Here is a 410-nt window from a genome sequence, read left to right as displayed (position 1 = left end):
CAAAGGGGGAAGTGCTTACTTATATGAAACATAAACCACAGATGATGAAAATGCGTTGGTTAAGCGCAGCCGTAATGTTGTCCCTGTGTACTTCATCTGCATGGGCATTTAGCATTGATGACGTTGCAAAAGAGGCCAAAACGTTAGCCGGGAAAGGCTATGAAGCGCCGAAGAGTAACCTGCCCTCCGCTTTCCGCGACATGAAATACGCGGATTACCAGCAAATTCAGTTTAATCACGATAAAGCTTACTGGAATAACCAGAAAACCCCATTCAAGCTTGAATTTTACCATCAGGGTATGTACTTCGACACGCCGGTCACCATCAATGAAGTGACGGCCACCAGCGTGCGCAAAATTAAATATAGCCCGGACTATTTTAACTTTGGTAACGTTCAGCACGATAAAGAC

General features: G+C 44.9%; 1 protein-coding gene. It reads left to right on the top strand.

The features are described 5' to 3' along the window. Nucleotides 1–41: 41 nt before the first annotated feature. Nucleotides 42–410, top strand: a 369-nt coding sequence (locus M3194_RS30980; RefSeq protein WP_251657990.1) for a glucan biosynthesis protein, incomplete at its 3' end; no start/stop codon positions are given.

Source organism: Paenibacillus glycanilyticus (assembly GCF_023715145.1).
GTDB classification, from domain to species: Bacteria; Bacillota; Bacilli; order Paenibacillales; family Paenibacillaceae; genus Pristimantibacillus; species Pristimantibacillus glycanilyticus_A.
Note: the sequence above shows the minus strand (reverse complement) of the source record. Positions and strands in the feature narration are given on the sequence as shown.